Source organism: Streptomyces sp. NPDC045956 (genome assembly GCF_056430705.1).
In genome coordinates, this window is the sequence record NZ_JBWKKZ010000003.1 from 269,717 (window position 1) to 286,948 (window position 17,232).

Sequence of the window (17,232 nt, forward strand, 5' to 3'; positions counted from 1 at the left end):
ACCGTGCGCCGGAGCGGCCGGACCCGGTGGGCAAGCGTGCCCGGCCCCGGGTGCTCGTCCTGCGTGCCCTCGGGCTGGGGGACCTGCTCGCCGGGGTGCCCGCGCTGCGCGCGCTGCGCCGGGCGTATCCGCGGCACGAACTGGTGCTGGCGGCCCCCGCCGAGCTGGCGCCGCTCGTCGCGGCGACGGGAGCCGTGGACCGGCTGCTGCCCGCCGCCGCACCCGGCCGCGCCGTCCCGCGCACCCTCGACTGGACCGGACCGCCCCCGGACGTCGCCGTCGACCTGCACGGCAACGGACCGCCCAGCCACCGTCTGCTGGCCGGGCTGCGCCCCCTGAAGCTGCTGGCGTTCGCGCACCCGCGGACGCCCGAGGCGGACGGACCGCCCTGGTACGCCGAGGAGCACGAACGCGACCGCTGGTGCCGTCTGCTGCGGGCCTACGGCATCGACGCCGACCCGGCCGACCTGCGCCTGCCCCGCCCCGGGACGCCGGCCCCCGCCCCCGGCGCCGTGGTCCTGCACCCCGGCGCCGGCGCCCCGTCCCGCTGCTGGCCCGTGGAGCGGTACGCGGCCGTAGCCGAGGCGCTGCGCGCGCGGGGACACCGGGTCGTCGTGACCGGGGGAGCGGCGGAGGGCGACCTGGTGGCCAGGCTGGCCAAGCTCGCCCACCTGCCCGACACGGACGTGTTCGGCGGCGGTCTGCCCCTCGACCGGCTCTCCGCCCTGGTGGCCGGAGCAGGCGCCGTCGTCAGCGGCGACACCGGCGTCGCCCACCTCGCCGTCGCCCACGCCACCCCCTCCGTCACCCTCTTCGGCCCGGTTCCGCCCAGCCGCTGGGGCCCGCCCGACCACCCCCGTCACCGCGCCCTGTGGTACCCCGGCCCGGACGGCGACCCGCACGGCCGCACGACCGACCCCGCGCTGCTGCGCATCCGCGCCGAGGACGTCCTGGCCGCACTCGACGCCCCGGGCGTCCTGGACGAGACACCATGAGCCACGGCACGCCGCACCGCGCCCCGGAACAGGCCGTGCCGCACGGACCGCCGGCCACCCGCGAACGGCCCCGCGCCGACCCCGCCGGTCCCTCCGCGGCCGCCCCCGTCGGCATCGTCGTCGCCACCCGCAACCGCCGCGCGAGCCTCGCCGTCACCGTGCGGAACCTGCTCGCCCTGCCCGAGCGGCCCGAGGTCCTCGTCGTCGACAACGCCTCCACCGACGGCACCCGCGCCATGCTGGCCCGCGACTTCCCCCGGGTGCGCGTGGTCTCCCTGCCCTTCAACCGCGGCGCCCTCGCCCGCACCCACGGGGTCCGCGCCCTCGACACCCCGTACGTGGCGTTCAGCGACGACGACTCCTGGTGGGCGCCCGGCGCGCTCGGCACCGCGGCCGGACTGTTGGACGGGCACCCGCGGCTGGGCCTGGTCGCCGCCCGCGTCCTCGTGGGCCCCGCCGAGGACGCGGACCCCCTCAACGACGTGCTCGCCGGGTCCCCCCTCGGCCGCGCCGCCGACCTGCCCGGCACGCAGGTGCTCGGCTTCCTCGCCTGCGCCGCCGTCGCCCGGCGCACCGCCTACCTGGACGCGGGCGGCTACCACCCCCTGCTCTTCTTCGGCGCCGAGGAGACCCTCCTCGCCTACGACCTGGCCTCCCGCGGCTGGGGCGTCACGCACTGCCCCGACGGGACCGCCCACCACCACCCGGACCCCGCCCCCCGCGCCGACCGCCCGGCCGTCCTACGCCGCAACGCCCTGCTCACCGCCTGGCTGCGCCGCCCCCTCCCGCACGCCCTCGCCCGCACCCGCGCCCTCGCCGCCGAGGCCCGCCACGACCCGCACGCCCGGCGCGCCCTGCGGGAGACGCTCACCCGCCTGCCCGCCGCCCTGCGCGCCCGCCGACCCCTGCCCCCGCACGTGGAGCGCGCCGCCCGCCTCCTCGACGGACGCGAGGGCACCGACGGCACGGCCGCAGCGCCGTCATGACCGACGCCCGGACCACCGTCGCGCTCGCGGACGGAACCTGTCCGCGTCCCCCGCTACCGTGCACGGCATGACGACCAAGGCATCCGCGACGGCCCCCGTCCTCGGCACCCGGGCACTCAACCGCGCCACCCTCGCACGCCAGTTGCTGCTGCACCGCGCGTCGATGCCGGCCGAGGCCGCCGTCGCGCACCTCGTCGGGCTCCAGGCGCAGAACGTCAAGCCCCCGTACCACGCCCTCGCCGCCCGCCTCGACGGCTTCACGCCCGACGACCTGTCGGCGGCGATGGCCGACCGCCGGGTCGCCCGCCTGGTCACCCTCCGCTCGACCATCCACACCCACACCGTCGACGACTGCCTCACCCTGCGCCCGCTGGTGCAGGCCGCCCGGGACCGGGAGCTGGGGAACTTCCGCAAGGGCCTCGTGGGCGTCGACCTGGACCGGCTCGCCGACCTCGCCCGTGAGCTGGTCGAGGCCGAGCCGCGCACCATGGGCCGGCTGCGCGAGGCGCTCCACGCCCGGTGGACGGACGCCGACCCGCAGGCCCTGGCCGTCGCCGCCCGCTGCCGGCTCCCGCTCGTGCAGGTGACACCGCGCGGCCTGTGGGGAAGGAGCGGACAGGTCGCGCTCACCACCGCCGAGCACTGGTTCGGCCGACCCGCCCGGCCGGCTCCCGCTCCGGACGAGACGGTGCTCCGCTACCTCGCCGCCTACGGGCCCGCCTCCGTGAAGGACATGCAGACCTGGGCGGGCCTGACCCGGCTGCGGGAGGCCTTCGAGCGGCTCCGTCCCCGGCTGGTCACCTTCCGGGCACCGGACGGCACCGAGCTGTTCGACCTCCCGGACGCGCCCCGCCCCGACCCGGACACGCCCGCCCCGCCCCGCTTCCTGCCCGAGTTCGACAACCTGCTCCTCTCCCACGCCGACCGCACCCGCCTCGTCCCGCCCGCCCACAAGGGCCGCACCTGGTCGAAGAACGTGGCGCACCGCGTCCTGATGGTCGACGGCTTCGTCGCCGGGCTGTGGCGGACGGCCGACGACGTCCTCGTCGTCGAGCCCTTCGAGCGTCTCACCAAGACCCGGTGGGACGAGGTCGCGGCCGAGGGGCAGCGGATGCTGGCGACCCTGCACCCGGGGACGGCGTACGACGTCCGGCAGGGGACCGTACGCGGCGACGTGACCGTCTGACATGGAGAGGGGGCGTTGCGGGCCGCTCGTGGAGGCCCGCAACGCCCCCCGGTCTGTCACCTGAGGGGTACTCAGGCGGTTCCGGATCGGGCTAGGAGGTGACCTGCGCGGTCACCAGGCCCGAGAAGGTGGTCAGCCGGGAGTAGACACCCGGGTAACCCGCCCGGGCACAGCCCTCGCCCCAGGAGGTGATCCCCGCCAGGACGCCCCCTATGACCAGGGGCCCGCCGCTGTCGCCCTGGCAGGTGTCCACGCCACCGGAGGGGAGTCCGGCGCACACCATGTCGCTCGCGACGAAGTCGGAGCCGTAGGAGCCGCGGCAGCTGGTGTCCGACACGACCGGAACGGTCGCGGTCCGCAGCTGGTTGGAGGAGGAGCCGTTCTCCCGGGTGGTGCCCCAGCCGAGGACGCGGGCGGTGGTGCCGGCCGCGTAGACGGACGTGTCCGAGGCGGACACGTACTTCGCCGGCGTGTACGGCATCGACCGCGACAGGGTCAGGACCGCGACGTCGTCACCGTTGGTGGCGTCGGTGTAGTCCGGGTGGATCCAGATCCGGCTGACCTGGGCGACCGTGCCGTTGGTGCCGTTCAGGTAGGTGCGTCCGCCGACCACGCGCACGCTGCGGGTGCTCTCGCCGACCATGCAGTGCGCGGCGGTGACGACCTTGGTGGGGGAGACCAGGGTGCCGCCGCAGAACTGGTTCTGCGAGGCGTCCGTGACCTGCATGACGAAGGGGTACGCGCTCGTCGTGGTCGTCGAACCTCCGACGACGGGCTGCGGCGCGGCGACGGCGGAGGGCGCGGCCAGCATCGCGGTGACCGCGGCGCCGGCGGTGGCCAGGGCGGCGGCGGTCGATCTGGCGCGGGTGAGCCCGGACATGAGTCTCCTCAAGGGGTTGCCGGTGGGGGGTCGCACGGGGTGGGGGGTGGACACGGGGGTCTCGGGACAGACCCCCGTATGCCCGGGCGAGCGGCACGTGCTCACGCTAGGACCGGCGGCGCGGACCCCCCAATGAGGGAAGCCCCTAGGGGAGTCGGGCAGGGAAAACCCTCGGCCACCCCTCGGTGCCGCCCCGCGTCACCGCTCCGTACCCCCGACTCCGCCTCCCCGAGGCCGCGTCACGCGCCGCCTGCCCCCGACTCCGCCTCACCGGCCTCGCGTTCGCTCCGCCCGTCGTCCCGCCGGCCCGCCGCCAGTCGGACGATGTCCACCCGGGAGCGGATACCGAGCTTGCGGTAGACGCGGGTCAGGGTCGCCTCGACCGTCTTGACGCTGACGAACAGACGGCCGGCGATCTCCCGGTTGGTCGCCCCCTCCATCACGAGCGCGGCCACCTGGCGCTCCATCGCGGCGAGCCCCGCCAGACCGTCGGGCACCGCGAGGGCCGGGGCGGGCACGGGCACCGCCGGCCGCGCATCGACCGACGCCTCCAACCGTCGCAGCCAGGGCAGCGCCCGGCAGCGCCGGAACAGGCGTGCCGCCTCGTCGTACGAGGCCGGGACCGGCGCCCGCCCCGGCCGGCCCGCCCGCAGTTCCGCCAGTGCGAAGGCCGCCCGCGCCTCCTCCAGGCCGTAACCCAGCTCGGCCAGCCGCTCCCGCGCCGACGTCAACCCGGCGACCGCCGCCCGGTGTTCACCGCGCGCCGCCCGCACCAGCGCCTCGGCCCGCTCCAGCACGGCGAGCACCCCACCGCGCCCGAGCCGCAGCGCGTGCACCCGCGTGACGTCGATGACCTCCTGCGCCTCGGCCGGCGCCCCGGTACGCACCAGCGCCTCGGCGAGGTCGCCCTGCCACCGGCCGCGCGCCGGGTCGGTGATGCCGGCACCGGCCTCCAACTCCCGTACCCGGCCCAGCGCCTGCACGGCCGCCCCCGCGTCGCCCGCCACCAGACTGGCGTGACCGAGCGCGGCCAGCGCCCGCGACAGGTACACCGCGTCGCCGTCCTCCTCGGCCCGCCGCACCGCCTCCCGCGCCAGGACCAGCGCCCGTTCCACGTCCCCGCCGGCGGCCTCGGCGAGCGCGGCCTGCATCGCACCCGCGCCCTCGCCGATGCCCGCGTCCCGGGCCAGCGTCAGGCTCTCCCGGGACAGCTCCAGGGCCCGGCCGCAGTGCCCGGAGTGCAGCTCGGTCTCGGCGAGGAAACGCAGGTAGTGGACCTCGCTCTCGGCCATCCCGCGCCGGCGCGCCTCGCGCAGCAGCGCCGTCGCGGCGGTCCGCGCCTCCGCCAGCCGGTCGCTCATCACCAGCCAGCGGAACCGGGAGGAACCCGCCCCGTTGTGATGGCACGCCACCCGCTCGTCCTGCGGCTCGTCCAGCGCCCGCCGGATGGTCGCCGGGGCGTCCGGATGCCCCATCAGCGTCTCGGCCTGCGCCTGGAAGGCCAGCGCGAGCAGCTCGGTGCGCCGGTCCCCGGCCCGAGCCGCCAGCCGCGCCGCGTGCGCCGCCTCCTGACGGCCCTGCGCGAAGTCCCCCTGCACCACCAGACCGCGCCAGGCCAGCTGGTAGTGGACCAGGGCGAGCAGCCGGGGGTCGTCCCCCGCGTCGGCCAGGACCTGCGGGAAGACGGCGTCGACCTCGCCGATGGCCTGCCCGGCCGCCTCGATCACCACCATCCAGGCGCGTACCCGCTCCCCGGGAGCGGTGGCCCGGGTCAGCACCTCGCGGGCGATGTCCCGGGCGAGGTCCTGCTCACCCGCGGTGATGGCGTCCTCGGCGGCCTGGAGCCGGCGCTCGTCCGGCCCCGGCGCGCCGCCCCCCGGGGTGTGCCGGGCCGCGAGCAGCCCCAGCGACGCCGCCACCGACGGGGCCCCGCGGTCCCGGGCCAGCGCGGCGGCCTCGGCCAGCCGGGCCGCGACCCGCGGATCGGTGCCCGTGGTGGCGAGGGCCAGGTGCCGCGCCCGCTCGATCGGGTCGGAGGCCGCCGTGGACAGCGCGGCGTGCGCGGCCCGCCGCTCCGGCGCCGGGGCCTCGGCGTACAACGCGGCCGAGATCAGCGGATGCGCGAACCGTACGGTGGGCCCCTCCGGGTCGGTCGCCAGCAGTCCCAGCCGCGCCGCCTGGGCGGTCTCCGCCTCGGCGTCGGTCCGGCCGGCCGCGTGCAGCAGGGCCGGGGTGGGACGGGCGCCGGCGCTGGCCACCAGGAGGGTCCGCCGGGCCTCGTCCGACAGCATCTCCAGCCGGGACAGGACCAGGGCGCGCAGCGAGGTCGGCACCGGCAGCGGCTCGCCGGGCCGCGGCGCGGTGGGGCTCTCGGCGAGCGCCCGGCCCAGCTCCAGCGCGAACAGCGGATTGCCGCCGCTGGTGCGGTGGATGTCGCGGACCGTGGAACGGGGCAGGCCCCCGTAGCCGCGGTCGTCGAGCAGGGCCGAGACCTGGGCGCGGGTCAGCGGTCCGAGACGCACCGCGCGGGTGTCCGGCGGGGACGCGCGCAGATGGCGGTCGTACGCGGCGCCCTCCGTCTCCGGACCCTCGGTCCGCACCGCGCACAGCATCCGTACCGGGGTGTCGCCCAGGCGGCGGGCGGCGAAGCCGAGCAGCTCGGCGCTGGCCGGGTCGAGCCACTGCAGGTCGTCGGCGACGACCAGGACGGGGCCTCTCGCGGCGAGCGCGCGCAGCATGGAGAGCACCGCGAGCCGCAGCGCCAGGCCGTCGCGCTGGAGTGTGGACTCGCCGCGCCCGGTGAGCGCCGACTCCAGCGCCGTGCGCTGCGCGGCGGGCAGAGCGTCCGAGACCTCCTCCAGCACGAGACCGAACAGGTCGGCGAGGGCGAGGAAGGGGAGATGGGATTCGGACTCGGTGGCCGAGCAGCGCAGCACGGTGTGGGCCGTGGGCGCGTACTCGGCGGCCAGGCTCCGCAGGACGGTCGACTTACCGATCCCGGCGGGGCCGTGCAGCAGCACACTCCCCCCGCGGGCGAGTTGCCCGCGCGCCGCGCCGAACGACTCCTCCCGCCCGATGACCAGGTCGGAGCGGCATTCGGCAGCCTTCGCGAAGTCCCGTCGCACGGTCACCGCCCTCTCCGCCCGCCGCGTCCCACCCGCGTGTCGTGTCCCGGCCAATCTTAGGCAACGGCCCCTCGCACCGCCGGGGGACGAGGAGGTGACGGACACAACAGGACGGCGGGGCCACGAGCGGAAGACGGCGCGAAAACACCCGCGACGCCCCCGCCCTACGGCAGCCGTCCCGCCCGGCGCGCCGCCACCACCGCCTCTCCACGGGTCCGGGCGCCGAGCTTGCGCATGGCCGACCGCAGATAGGCCTTGACGGTCTCCGGGCGCAGCCCGAGCCGCTCCGCGGCCGCCGCGTTCGTCTCCCCGGCGGCCACACACGCCAGCACGTCCACCTCCCGGGGAGCGAGCCGGGCGGACGGCGGTGCGGTCCCGCCCCCGGCCGCCAGCAGTCCGCACGCCCGCGCCAGCTCCTCCCGCAGCGCCGGATCCGCGATCCTCGGCGCCAGCGCGCGCAGCGCGGCATGCGCCTCGCGCACCTGTTCCCAACCCGCGGAGTCCGCCCGGCCGCACCCGGGCCGCGGCCGGGCCGTCGTCAGCAGCTCGCCCACCTCGTCCCGCAGCACCAGCGCCTGTTCCACGTCCCGCGCCGCCTCCACGGCCGCGCTCAATGTGCGGTCGCCAAGAGGCTGGGCCGCGCGCAGGGCTCCGTAGAGCACCCCGCGCACCCGGCGCCGCACGACCACCGGCACCGCCACCACCGAGCGCAGCCCCTCGGCGGCGACGGGGAGGTCGTACTCGTGGCTGATCTGCCGCGAGACGGAGTAGTCGCTCACCGCGCACGGCCGCGCGAACGCCACCGCCTTGCCGCCCAGCCCGTTGCCCGAGGTCACCGCGAGGGCGCTGAGCGCGGCCGTCGCGGTCCCGCTCAGCTCGCTGATGCGCACCCGGCGGCGTCCGGACTCCACCAGCCCGCCGAAGGCGACCGGCAGCCCGGTCGTCCGCCGCAGCCGCACCAGCGCCCTGCGGATCTCCACCCCGTCGGCCGTGTCCACCGCCACCCGTTCCACCCTCCTCGCGCCCGTCCCGGGACGCACACCCCCGTTCGGGGGTAGTGAGACCTGCATCACGGATTACACGATGGCAGCCAGCCGCCCGGCAAGGTCCGGCAAAGAAGGAGGACGGATGACGACGGCCACGGAGCTGTTCCGCAGCGCACGGGACTTCCTGCTGGAGCACCGCGAGGACTACGCCGCCGCGTACGAGGGCTTCACCTGGCCCCGCCCCGCGCACTTCAACTGGGCACTGGACTGGTTCGACGTCATCGCCGAGGGCAACGACCGCACGGCGCTGCACATCGTCGAGGAGGACGGCAGCGAGGTCCGGGTCTCCTTCGCCGAGATGTCCGCCCGCTCCGCCCGGGTCGCCAACCGCCTGCGCGCGTGGGGCGTCGGCCCCGAGGACCGCATCCTCGTCATGCTCGGCAACCAGGTCGAGCTGTGGGAGACCGCGCTCGCCGCGATGAAGCTGCGGGCCGTGGTCATCCCGGCCACCCCGCTGCTCGGCCCCGCCGACCTGCGCGACCGCGTCGACCGCGGCCGGGTCGGACACGTGATCGTGCGGGCCGAGGACACCGCCAAGTTCGCCGACGTCCCCGGCGGCTACACCCGCGTCGCGGTCGGCGGCACCACAGCCGCGGGCTGGCTGCCGTACGAGGACGCGTACGACGCCCCCGGCGCCTTCACCCCGGACGGCCCGACCGCCGCCGACGACCCGCTGATGCGGTACTTCACCTCGGGCACCACGGCCCGGCCCAAGCTGGTCGAGCACACCCACGCCTCGTACCCCATCGGGCATCTCGCCACCATGTACTGGATCGGGCTGAAGCCCGGCGACGTCCACCTGAACATCTCCTCGCCCGGCTGGGCCAAGCACGCCTGGTCCAACCTGTTCGCGCCGTGGAACGCCGAGGCGACCGTCTTCCTGCACAACTACACGCGCTTCGACGCCCCCCGCCTGATGGCCGAGATGGACCGGGCCGCGGTGACCACCTTCTGCGCCCCGCCCACGGTCTGGCGGATGCTCATCCAGTCCGACCTCGGCCGGCTCGCCACCCCGCCGCGCGAGGTCGTCGCCGCCGGCGAGCCGCTCAACCCCGAGGTGATCGAACAGGTGCGCCGCGCCTGGGGGGTGACCGTCCGGGACGGCTTCGGGCAGACCGAGACGGCCGTCCAGGTCTCCAACAGCCCCGGCCAGCTCCTGAAGACCGGCTCCATGGGCCGCCCCAGCCCCGGCTACCGCGTCGAACTCCTCGACCCGGTCACCGGCGCCCCCGGCGCCGACGAGGGCGAGATCGCCCTCGACCTCTCCGAGAGCCCCGTCGGCCTGATGACCGGCTACCACGGCGACCCCGACCGCACGGCCGAGGCGATGGCCGGCGGCTACTACCGCACCGGCGACATCGGCGCCCGCGACGCGGACGGGTACCTCACCTACGTCGGCCGCGCCGACGACGTGTTCAAGGCCAGCGACTACAAGATCAGCCCCTTCGAGCTGGAGAGCGCCCTGCTGGAGCACGAGGCGGTCGCCGAGGCGGCCGTCGTACCCGCCCCGGACGAGCTGCGCCTCGCGGTGCCGAAGGCGTACGTGGTCCCGGCGGCGGGCTGGGAGCCGGGCCCGGACACCGCGAAGGTCCTCTTCGAGCACTCCCGCCGCACCCTCGCGCCCTACAAGCGCATCCGCCGTCTGGAGTTCGGCGAGCTGCCCAAGACCGTCTCCGGCAAGATCCGCCGCATCGAGCTGCGCGAGGCCACGGCCGCCGGCTCCGCCGACGAGTACCGCGAGGAGGACTTCCGATGACCCCACCCCCCCACAGCCGCCCGAACGTCGGACGAGTCCCGCCGGGACCGTTGGGCCCTCGGCCGCCCTCCTCTCCAGAAGCCCGGGACAGGGCAGGCGAAGGTCAGTAACCTGAGAGGGCCCGCAAGGACATGTAGCAGTCCCCTGTGAAGGGGGCCGGTGTAGCAGGCCAGTTCCACGTGCTGGACGGGGGGTTGTCGGCACTGGGCTCGCGCCTCCGCCGTCCCCTCTCCAGAAAGGAGCTACATGGAACTGGCAGGCTGGGTGACTGTGGGTACCGCTGCGGTCGTCGGGGGCTTTACCGTCTTGGGCCACCTTTTCGACCAGGTCCCCTCCCTCACTCAAAAGATGATCACTGCGATCCGGTCGATCCGCGCGGTGCGCGATGAACTGAGGTCGGATCGGGAGTGATCGTCGGCCTCGGCCAGTGCCCCCCGCCTGGTCGAGGCCGACCTCCAGTCCCAGCTCTCCCGTAGTCGGCGACGGCCGGGACCGCAGGCCGGCGTCCCCTCCGGTTCGGGGAGGTCGAGGAGTTCAGCTGCGCGCGTACGGGCGCTTGCGGGGGCCTACTGGACCAGCTCCAGGTGGGGGTGGTCCGGGGACACCGGGCAGACGTGGAGTTGCAGGTCGTAGCCCCGGGCGATGTCGATGCGGGTGTGGTTCGCCGGGGGGATGCCGGGAGGAAGCGGGTGGCGGGCACGGTCCCCCTCCGGGGCCCAGCTCCTGGTGCCGCGGTTCCATTCGGTCGTGGCGATGGTCAGCAGCGGCTCCATCCCGGCGCCGCACGTGGAGCAGACCCGGGGCATGGGGTCGGTCAGCCCCCAACGGGACCAGCCACCGGCCTTCCAGCCGGGGGAGACGGACAGCTGATCCATGTAGAGCTCCTGCGGAGCCATGGCGTAGGCGCTGTCCACCGCGGATTCCGCTGCCTGCCACCTGCTCCAGTCCGCCAGCAGCTCCCGCAGTTCCTTGCCCAGCTCCAGGTAGTGCGGGTACTCGACGACCTCCTCCGGCGAGAGCAGGCAGGGCTGGGGCACGTAGCCGGAGAACTGGACCGCAGGCGGCTCGGGGGGTGTGCCGAGCACGTCGGTGACCGCGGCGGCGGACCGCCGGAAGAGCGCGGTCCTCGGGTGCTCCGGGTGGTCGAAGGGGCACCACAGCACCTGGAGCAGATCGGCGTCGGCCTGCCCGTGAAAGCGCAGCGAGGGGATGTCGCGCGCGTACAGCTGGGCCACGGGCAGCATGGCGATCGGCCCCTCGGGCCACGGGCGGCCGGCATTGATCCGCTCGATGACCGCCCGCTCCTGCGGCGTGTACCCGGACGCGCCGTCCGCTCGACTCGCCGCGGCAGCTTGGATGCGCCGTTGCAGACGCACGTCCTCCGGTGAGGTGGGCTCGTTCACCTGGTCCCACTCGTGCGGGCCGTCGCAGTGGGGCCACGGCTCGCCGGCGGGCCACAGCAGCGGCCCGCCGACCGAGCTGTCGTGCGGCGACGGGGACCCGGCGCGTGGATGCAGCCGGGTCGCCGTGCGTGCCATCGGGGCCAGTTGAGGAAAGAGCGCGGCGACGTCGAGCGGCCGCGGTGGGGTGGTACTGCTCATACTGGCTCCCGATGGCGCGAATCGACCGGGCTCAGTTCCCGAGGTTGAGCGTCCCGGTGTTGCCCTTGGTGTTGGGTATGTACTGGTCGGAGAAGAGCGGCTGCGAAGAGCCGTCCGCGCGCTCGACTGTAGCGGTCATCGCCACACCCACGGGAATCGTGCTGCTGGCATCCAGGTACTCGGGCGTGACCTGGTAAAGAACGGCGTCACCGGCCCCGAAGTTGGCGTCCTCCTTCACCAGCTTCTGAATCGCCTGCTCGAAGGTCCGCATGCTGGGAGTACCGGTGTTCATACCGGACTGCCAGCAGGGCACGAGGTTGCGCTGTCCGCCGTCCAGCACGCGGCCCTTCCCGCCGAGGATGTTGGCGATGAGGTGGCACCGGGCGAGCCCCGTCCCGGGGGAGTTGCTGTCGCGGAACAGCTCCGCGTCCTGCCAGCCGGTGATGTCACCCACGGCATCACTGCCCTCATCGGGGTCCTTGCCCACGCAGGCCTGAGCCGTGGTCGCCCGGTCACCGGCCGGTCCGAGCGGGGTCGTGGTCTTGTTGACATGTGCGACCGCTTCGGTGGTGTTCCTGATCCACCCCTTGCCGGCCGGGAGCGAGTCGGTGGGCGCGTTCTTCAGACAGGCGGCCTGCGGCCCGGCGGTCGAGCTGGTGATCTCCACCTTGAACTGCTCGGCCTCCAGCACACGCTGGTTCACGAAGCCCGCGTCGAGCTGCGTCTCGGCGGACTGCTTGTCCGCGAGCGGTATGTGGGCACGCACACAGGGCCTGGCGGCGTCTGCGGTCCCCAACTGGTGGATGTTCCAGCCTCCGCCGTTGTCGTTGGGGATGATCTCGGCGCACTGGGCCCCGTCGGTCCCTCCTTCGTGGGTGGCCGCGAAGGGGAAGGTGCCGCAGCTGTCGTCCGTGACGAGGGTCGTCATGGGCTGGAAGGGCTTCGAGCCCTGGCAGGTGCGAGCGGTGCGGTCGGCCATGCCGCTCTTCGCCCGAGTCAGCGGCGTGTCGCGCCCCCAGCCGTTGGCGAGGTTCTGCTGGGCCCACAAGTATCCGGCCGCCGCGGCGCGCGACGTGCCGTCGATGGTGACGACCGGCATGATGCTGGGCACCACGCAGCCGGGAGCGGGAGTGCCGGTGGAGCCGGTGTCCCGGACATCGTCGTCGCAGCGGATCGGCCTGGGGTTGCTCCAGGTGGCGCTCGGGTCGATGACCTGGGCGCCGGGCGCGGCGACGTACAGCTCGTACGAGGTCGTGAACTCGACCTTGGTGCCGGGGGCCGGGGTGGAGGCGTACGTCACGCGACCGTTGCGGGCATCGCCCTTGACCAGGGTGCCCCCGTACCACGGGGCGTTCTTGGTGGCCTTGCAGCCGACCGAGCACGCGGACCGGAACTTCGCGGTCAGGGACGTGACGGCCCCGGTCGCGCCGGTCATGGTCACGGTGACGTGCTCGTTCCACGTCGTGTCCGCGGGGGGCAGGAGGGCACTGGTCGTGACGTCGAGCGTGCCGGTGCCCAGTTCCTTGCCGTTGCTGTCCTTGAGCACGTACAGCACGGTCAGGCCGCTGACGCAGTAGCCGAAGCGGTTGTAGATCCACTGGCCGGGCGAGGTGATCGAGCAGCTGACCTCGTCGGCGGCGGCGGAGGCCGTCGCCGGCTGTGCGGCGGCGAGGGACCGCCGCTCGGCCGACGTCACCGGCTCGGTGCTGGTGGTGACGCAGGCTTCCACGGCACCCGACCTGCGCTCGCGGGAGCCGGCGCGGGTGGGCTCGCAGTGCTCGCCGGCCACCACCGGGACGGGCACGGTCTCGGTGGGGGCCGGAACGCCGGTCCTGTCGGCCGGGTCCGGGCCGTCCACCGCGCGGGGGGACGCCTGGGAGGCCCGGGACACCTCCGGTGCCTGGGACGCGGGCACCATCGCGGTGGTGGTGCCCAGGACCAGGACGGCCAGCAAGGGAACGGCCGCGCGTCGATATCGCGCGAGGAAAGAGGATGGTCGCATGGTCGTACTTACCTTTCGGGTGTGACGTGCCGCCGGGTGAGCGGAGGCTGAGGGACGTCCTGGGGGCGTGCGGAGAAGGGGGCGTGCGGCCTGCCCGAGACCGTGGGTCCGCGTCGGCGCGGCGGTGGGACGTCGTCAGAGGACCGCCCCGCCGGTCACCGGCGGGGCGGGAGGATCACCCGTCGCGTGACGGGTGGACGGTGCCGGTCACCAGAGGCTCGACAGGCCGCCGGCGATCGAGGACACCAGCTCCTTGCCCTCTTCCGCGACCTTGTTGACCACGGGGGCCGCCTTCTTGAGGCCCGTGGTCACCAGCTTGCCCCGGCCGAAGGTGGCCAGGTTCAGGGCGGTGCCGCCGAGGGCCCCGATGAACTCACCGCTGCCGAAGCCGTGTTCGATGCCGGTGAAGACGGCGCTCAGCGCGCCCGCGCCCACGGAGACCCAGGCGAAGAACGCGGCCCCCGCGGCCAGCGGGGGGAAGACCAGGCTGGCCAGGCCGAGGCCGGCGGCGATGAAGCCCGTGGCCACGCTGACCTTGCCCGCGGCGTCCGCCCACCAGCCGGCGTCCGACCACCAGTCCTCCTGCTCGGAGCCGGAACCGGTGCCGTTGGGGTGAACCTCGTCGTGGGTCTCGCTGTTGGCGGGGTTCCTGCCCTCCTCCCGTTCCCGCTTCGCCTTCTCGGCGGCCTCACGGGCGGCCTCGGCGATCTCGGCCTGGCGCTTCTGGGCGGCGACGTTGCGTGCCGCGCTGGCCGCCGCGGCCGCCGTCGCCTTGTCCTTGCCGGCCTGCAGGGCGGACTGGCGGGCACTGGCGGCCGACGCCTGGGCGCTGTGCGAGGACGCCAGTGCCGAACGGGCCGCGTCCACGGCCTTGTTGGCCGAGTAGTTGGCCGACCTGGACGCGTTGCGCGCGGTCGCGGCCGCCGAGCTGGCCTGGTTCGCCGAGGCCTGTGCGTCCGCCGCGGACCGGTCCGCGGCGTCGGCGTTCTGCTTCGCCTGGTCGGCGTAGCCTTGCGCCTCGAGGGCCGCGTCCACCGCCTTGTCGGCCCATTCCTGGGCCTCGGCGCCGGCCTTGCGGGCGTCCGCCGCCGCCTTCGACGCGAGGGCCGCGTTCTCCTGGGCCTTGTAGGCGATCTTCGCCCCGGCCGCGATGGTCCCGCGGATCGCCGCGACGTGGGTGGCGGAGTCGTGGTCGAGCTGTGCCGCCGTGTGCCGCATCACCTGGACGAAGTTCCGGCGCATCCAGGTCGGGCCCTCCAGGGCGACCTGGCCGTACGACTTGACGTACTCGCCTCCGGTCGCCACCGACGTCGCGGTCTCCACCGCGTCGTCCTCCCGCACGGCCGCCGGGTAGGTCCGCTCGAAGAAGTCCTGCAGCGCCTCGGGGGTGTTCTTGTCCAGCGCGTCGTTGGCGGCCTTCTTGACGGCGCTGCCGGGATCGTCGTTGAGGATGCGGCCGATCTGGACCTTGTTGTCGTCCTGCGAGGCCCGGATCATCCCCGAGGTGAGGAAGTCGCCGATCGCCGCGGAGCTGGAACTCGACAGCGCGGTCTGTGCCGCCTCCGCGATGGCGGGGCTGGATATCTGGGCTATGTACAGGACCGTCTCGCGGTCGTCCTGGTTCTGGGCGATGTCCCGGTCCAGGTCGACCCAGGAGAGCACGTCGTCGTCGGTGCCGGCCAGAGCGTGCTGGGCGGCCTCCCGCGTCCAGGCGCCCTTGGCCTCCAGCAGCCCGGTGGCGGCCTTGCGGCCCAGCGTGGCGGCGAGGGTCAGGTCGCCGGTCTCCCACAGGGCCTTCTCGGCCGCGGCGATCAGGTCCTTGAGGGCCTGTTCGGTCTGGGCCTCCTGAGTGCGCTTGTCCTCGTACTCGGCCCGCTCCTCGGCCTCGATCCCGGCCAGCAGGCGAGCCTCGTCCATGCCCTGGAGCTTGTCCTGCTCCAGCCTGGACATCTCCGCCTCGCGGGCCGCCTGCTCCACCGCCATGGCGTCCTCGACGGCCTTGGTGGCGGTGTTCGCCGCCTTCACGGCCTCGGCCGCGTGCGCGGTGGACCTGTTGGCGTAGTCGACGGCCTGGCCGGCGAACTTCACCGCCTCCTCGGCGGCCTTGGCCGACTTCTCCGCGTGGTCGGCCGCGGAGTAGGCCGCGTCCCGGGCGGTGCGCGCGGCGGAGGCCGCCTGGTTGGCGAGCGCCTGGGCCGTGGAGGCGGCGTTGGTGGCGCGGTTGGCCGCGGTCGTCGCGATGGCCGCCTGGCGCTTGGCCTCGGCGGCCTCGGACCCGGCGACCCCCGCGGCGGTGGCGGCCTGCGCGGCGGCGGTCGCCGCCGCGGCGGAGTTGCGCGCGGCGGAGGCGGCCGAGGACCCGGCGTTCGCGGCCTGCGCGGAGGCGGACGCGGCGTAGTCGGCGGCCTTGGCGGCGGTCCGGGCCTTCGCGGCCGAGTTGTACGCGGCGACGGCCGCGTCCTTGGCCGCCTTGGTCTTGTTGGCGTCCTTGGACGCGGCGATGGCGGCGTTGTAGGCGTGCGAGGCGGCGTTGCCGGCCGTCGCGGCGGCCTGGGAGGCCGCGGCGGCCGCCCAGGAGGCGCGGCGGGAGGCGGTGACGGCGGCGTTGGAGGCGCTGATGGCGTTGCGGGCGGCGTTGGCCGCGCCCTTGGCGGCGCTGGCCGCCTTGCGGGCGGCCGCGGCGGACTTCTTGACGTCCTCCTTGGCGGCCGCGGCCTCCGCGGCGGCCTTCTCGGCCGCTTCCTTGGCCTTCTCGGCGGCGGTCAGGGCACGTGCGGAGGCCTCGACGGCCCGGTCGGTCTCGGCCTGGGCGCGCTTGCCCTCCCGCTCGACCACCGCGACGAGCTCCGCGATGGTCGCCGACTCCTGGTCCCGGGCCCGGGCGATGTGCTGGCCGGTGTCGAGGAACCACTGGACGTCCGTCGCCGTGCCGCTCAGGGCACGGTCCGCGTACTTGCGTACCTCGGGACCGGTGCCGATCAGCATCGCGGACACCTGGACCCTGGCGTCCTCCAGACGGGCGTCGTACTGACCGTCGACGAGGAAGTCCTCGAGCGCCTGCTGGGTGCCGGTGTCCAACGCGGCGGAGGCCGCCCGCTGGACGGCCTTGCCGCCGGTGGACGAGAGGATGGAGGTCGCCACGCTCAGATCCTCGATCAGCGCGGGCTTGTACTGGTCGGCCAGGAAGGCGGCGATGGCCGCGTCGCCGTTGTCGAGGGCGGCGACCGCCTCGCGGCGCAGGCCCTTGCCGGAACGGGCCAGGTACCTGGCGACGGCGACACGGTTGTCCTCGGCGGTGACCTTCGGCAGCGTCTCGGCGAGGAACGTCACGACCTCGGCGTCGGTGCCGTACAGCGCGTAGGCGGCCGCGGCCTTGGTGGCCTTGCCGCCCGTCGTCCACGCCTGGACGACCCTGGCCCGGTCGGTGTCGGGCAGGGCGGGCGGGACGGGCGGCGTGTCCTGTGCGGCGGCGCGCGCCGGGGGCGTCAGCGACAGGGGGGTGGCGGCGGCGGCCGTCACGGCGGCGGCCGCCCCGAGGAGCCGTCTGCGACTCCAGAACATCGTCTGCATAAGGGCGTTGTCCTCGCGGTCTGGTCGATGAAATGGCAGGAGCATGAAAACTTGAGTGACCCTATCAATGGCCGCCGGGAAGGAA

The 17,232-nt window shown here is 74.8% G+C and carries 11 protein-coding genes; 5 read left to right on the plus strand and 6 right to left on the minus strand.

Going from position 1 to position 17,232, the window contains the following annotated elements:
- Positions 1 to 26 precede the first annotated feature (26 nt).
- From AC07FV_RS10220 to AC07FV_RS10230, 3 genes are all read left to right on the plus strand, one after another.
- Complete coding sequence (locus tag AC07FV_RS10220) at positions 27 to 995, plus strand: glycosyltransferase family 9 protein (protein WP_479086090.1); 969 nt, start codon at positions 27 to 29, stop codon at positions 993 to 995.
- Complete coding sequence (locus tag AC07FV_RS10225; RefSeq protein ID WP_479086091.1) at positions 992 to 1,981, plus strand: glycosyltransferase family 2 protein; 990 nt, start codon at positions 992 to 994, stop codon at positions 1,979 to 1,981. The genes AC07FV_RS10220 and AC07FV_RS10225 overlap by 4 nt, the downstream gene beginning before the upstream one ends.
- A 67-nt stretch (positions 1,982 to 2,048) precedes the next feature.
- On the plus strand, positions 2,049 to 3,167 hold the full coding sequence (locus AC07FV_RS10230; RefSeq protein WP_479086093.1) for a winged helix DNA-binding domain-containing protein: 1,119 nt from the start codon (positions 2,049 to 2,051) through the stop codon (positions 3,165 to 3,167).
- A 91-nt stretch (positions 3,168 to 3,258) separates the two neighbouring features.
- Here AC07FV_RS10230 and AC07FV_RS10235 read toward each other — a convergent pair whose 3' ends face one another.
- The 3 genes from AC07FV_RS10235 to AC07FV_RS10245 all read right to left on the minus strand — a co-directional run bounded on the left by AC07FV_RS10235 (position 3,259) and on the right by AC07FV_RS10245 (position 8,176).
- Complete coding sequence (locus AC07FV_RS10235) at positions 3,259 to 4,047, minus strand: S1 family peptidase (protein WP_479086094.1); 789 nt, start codon at positions 4,045 to 4,047, stop codon at positions 3,259 to 3,261.
- 239 nt (positions 4,048 to 4,286) lie between these two features.
- Complete coding sequence (locus AC07FV_RS10240; RefSeq protein WP_479086095.1) at positions 4,287 to 7,178, minus strand: ATP-binding protein; 2,892 nt, start codon at positions 7,176 to 7,178, stop codon at positions 4,287 to 4,289.
- Between the two features lie 158 nt (positions 7,179 to 7,336).
- On the minus strand, positions 7,337 to 8,176 hold the full coding sequence (locus AC07FV_RS10245; RefSeq protein WP_479086096.1) for a helix-turn-helix transcriptional regulator: 840 nt from the start codon (positions 8,174 to 8,176) through the stop codon (positions 7,337 to 7,339).
- Positions 8,177 to 8,300: 124 nt separating this feature from the next.
- Between AC07FV_RS10245 and AC07FV_RS10250 the strand changes: the two genes are divergently transcribed.
- Together AC07FV_RS10250 and AC07FV_RS10255 are read left to right on the plus strand one after the other, a co-directional pair.
- Entirely contained in the window at positions 8,301 to 9,974 is a 1,674-nt protein-coding gene (locus AC07FV_RS10250) for an AMP-binding protein (RefSeq protein ID WP_479086098.1), read from the plus strand.
- A gap of 246 nt (positions 9,975 to 10,220) precedes the next feature.
- A complete protein-coding gene (locus tag AC07FV_RS10255) occupies positions 10,221 to 10,385 on the plus strand; it encodes a hypothetical protein (RefSeq protein ID WP_479086099.1) in 165 nt (54 codons plus the stop codon).
- Positions 10,386 to 10,540: 155 nt separating this feature from the next.
- On the opposite strand, the gene AC07FV_RS10260 is transcribed toward AC07FV_RS10255, so the two are convergent.
- From AC07FV_RS10260 to AC07FV_RS10270, 3 genes are all read right to left on the minus strand, one after another.
- A complete protein-coding gene (locus AC07FV_RS10260) occupies positions 10,541 to 11,575 on the minus strand; it encodes a hypothetical protein (RefSeq protein WP_479086100.1) in 1,035 nt (344 codons plus the stop codon).
- Between the two features lie 31 nt (positions 11,576 to 11,606).
- Positions 11,607 to 13,577 carry a DNA/RNA non-specific endonuclease gene (locus AC07FV_RS10265; protein WP_479086101.1) on the minus strand — a complete coding sequence of 657 codons (1,971 nt, stop codon included), beginning with the start codon at positions 13,575 to 13,577 and terminating at the stop codon, positions 11,607 to 11,609.
- A gap of 207 nt (positions 13,578 to 13,784) precedes the next feature.
- Positions 13,785 to 17,147 carry a hypothetical protein gene (locus AC07FV_RS10270; protein ID WP_479086103.1) on the minus strand — a complete coding sequence of 1,121 codons (3,363 nt, stop codon included), beginning with the start codon at positions 17,145 to 17,147 and terminating at the stop codon, positions 13,785 to 13,787.
- Positions 17,148 to 17,232: the final 85 nt, after the last annotated feature.